This window comes from Micromonospora sp. KC207 (genome assembly GCF_004348615.1).
Taxonomy (GTDB): domain Bacteria; phylum Actinomycetota; class Actinomycetes; order Mycobacteriales; family Micromonosporaceae; genus Micromonospora.
Genome location: NZ_SMKJ01000485.1, coordinates 1 through 2,957 on the forward strand (window position 1 = coordinate 1; position 2,957 = coordinate 2,957).

The following is a 2,957-nucleotide window of genomic DNA, read 5'->3' on the forward strand; positions in this document are numbered from 1 at the left end:
TGGTGGAGGTCGACGGGGAGGCTCCGGGCCCGGTGGAGGTTCCGGTGTCGCCGGTGGTGGTGTCGGGGGACAGTGCGGCGTATGTGATCTACACGTCGGGTTCCACCGGCCGCCCCAAGGGCGTCACGGTGACCCACCGCAACGCGGTCCGGTTGTTCGCCTCGGCGGCCCGGGAGTTCAGCTTCGGGCCCGACGACGTCTGGTCGATGTTCCACAGCACGTCGTTCGACGTCTGCGTATGGGAGACGTGGGGCGCGCTGGGCACCGGTGGTCGGCTGGTCGTGGTGCCCTACTGGGTTTCCCGCAGCCCCGAGGACCTGTACGCCCTCGTGCGGGACGCGGGCGTGACCGTGTTCAGCCAGACCCCGTCCGCGTTCGTCCAGTTCGAGGCCGCCGACGCCCGCCTCGCCGGCGAGGACGACGCGCTGCGGCTGCGCTACGTCGTCTTCGCCGGGGAGGCGCTGGAGCACGGGTCGGTGCGCCGGTGGGCGCAGCGGCACGGCTGGGACCGGCCGCGCCTGGTCAACATGTACGGGATCACCGAGACCACCGTGCACAACACCTTCCGGGAGGTCGAGCCCGACGACCTGTCCCGCGCCCTCACCCAGATCGGCCGCCCCCTGGCGGACTTGGCGATCCACGTCCTGGACCGGCACCTGCGGCCCTGCCCGGTCGGTGTCGTCGGCGAGATGTACGTCGGGGGGCCGGGGGTCGCCCGGGGCTACCTCGGCCAGCCCGGACTGACCGCCGGACGCTTCGTGGCGGACCCGACCGGCGGCGAGCCGGGCGCCCGCCTCTACCGCAGCGGCGACCTGGCCCGGTGGCGTCCCGACGGGAACCTGGAGTACGCCGGCCGCGCCGACAGCCAGATCAAGATCCGGGGCTTCCGCGTGGAGCTGACGGAGATCGAGGCCGTCGCCCACCAGTTCCCGGGCGTCACCGGCGCGGTCGTCACCATCCGGCCGGACGACGCGGGCGCCCCGCAGCTCATCGCGTACGTGGTGCCCGAGGCCGGGTCGGCGGCGCCGGCCGCCGAGCTGCGGCAGTGGCTCGCGGACCGGCTGCCCGACTACATGGTGCCCGCGCGTTTCGTGGAGCTGGCGGCGATCCCGCTGACGCCGAGCGGCAAGACCGACCACCGGCGGCTGCCCGACCCCGTCGAGGAGGCCCGCCCCGCGGGCAGCGGCGACTACGTCGCACCGCAGGGGCCGGTGGAGCGGCGGCTCGCCGAGATCTGGGTCGAGGCGCTCGGCCCGGTCCAGGTGGGCCGGCACGACAACTTCTTCCACCTGGGCGGCGACTCGATCCGCAGCATCCGGGTGCTCGGCGCGGCCCGCGCCAGCGGCATCACCTTCGAGTTGCAGGAGCTGTTCCACCGTCCGACGATCGCCGAACTCGCCGCCGCTTGCACGGTCGTCGACGTCCCCGACGCCCCGGTACGCAAGCCGTTCGATCTGGTCGGCGCCGCCGACCGGGCCCACCTGCCGGACGGGCTCGTCGACGCGTACCCGATGACGGCGTTGCAGGTGGGCATGGTCTACGAGATGACCCGCGACCTGGAGCGGCTGCCGTACCACAACGTCGACAGCATGAAGGTGCGGGCGCCGTTCGAGGCTGACGCCTTCGAACGGGCGGTCGCCCACGTCGTACGCCGGCACCCGATCCTGCGCACCGCGCTGTCCCTCACCGACTACAGCGAGCCGCTCCAGCTCGTGCACGCCGACGCGGTCCTGCCGGTCGGCTGCGAGGATCTGCGCGGCCTCGACGAGGCGACGCAGGACGAGATCGTCCGGGCCTACCTGGAGCACCAGCGGGTCACGCCGTTCGACCACGACCGCCCGCCGCTGCTGCGGATGTACGTGCACCGCCGGTCGGACGACGTGTTCCAGTGGACGCTGACCGAGCACCACGCCGTGTTCGACGGCTGGAGCCTGCACTCCACCCTCAGCGAGATCATGCGGGTCTACCTGGGCCTGCGCGACGGCGTCGAGCCGGACGACCCGCCGCTGACCGCGCAGTACCGCGACTTCGTCGAGCTGGAGCGCGCCGCCCTCGCGTCGGCCGGGACCGAACAGTTCTGGCGCGAGCGGCTGGCCGAACCGCCGGACACCCGGCTGCTGCGCTGGCCCGACGGGCCCGTGCCGGAGCTGGCCGGCGAGGAGCGCTTCCTGGGGGAGTGGTGGTACGCCACCGACGCCCGCCAGCGCTACGGCTCGGTGGAGACGGTGCTCAGCCCGGAACTCTGTGCGGCGCTGCGGGACTTGGCCAACCGCTGCGGCACCCCGCTGAAGACCCTCTTCGTCGCGGCCTGCCTGCGTACCGTCGGCTACGCCACCGGCGCGACGGACGTGCTGGTCGGCGTGACCGCCAACGGCCGGCCGGAGGAGCGCGGCGGCGACGACGTGCGGGGGCTGTTCCTGAACACGCTGCCGTTCCGGCTGGCGCTGCCCGACGGCCGGTGGACCGACCTGATCGCCGAGGTCTTCGCGGCCGAGCGCGACATGTTGCCGCACCGCCGCTTCCCCATGGCGGAGATGCAACGCCGGCTCGGCATGGACCAGCCGGTCAACGTCAACTTCGTCTACAACCACTTCCACGTGATGGCCGAGATGCTCTCCGGCCGGGGCACCGAGATTCTCGACGGGAAGATCGGCAGCTTCTCCACGGTCCGCGCCGAGCCGACGAACTTCCCGCTCAACATCGGTGTCGTCCGCGACCCCGTCTCCGATCGGGTGCTGCTGGCGCTGGACTTCCACACCGACGCCGTCCGGGCCGAGCAGGTCCGGCTGCTGCGCGACTGGTTCGTGGGCGCGCTCTGGGACATGGTGACCGACCCGGACCGGCGGTACCTGCGTGAACCGCTGGCGGGCGCGGCGGAGCGGTCGCTGGTCGCCTCGTGGTCGGCGACCGCACCGGAGCCGGGTGGGCCGGCTGACCACGGTGGGTCGGTGCATGAG

At 72.9% G+C, this 2,957-nt stretch carries 1 protein-coding gene; it reads left to right on the forward strand.

Going from position 1 to position 2,957, the window contains the following annotated elements; translation table 11 throughout:
* Nucleotides 1–2,957 (forward strand): non-ribosomal peptide synthetase (locus tag E1258_RS31580; protein ID WP_132407514.1); only part of this gene is annotated, 2,957 nt, incomplete at both ends.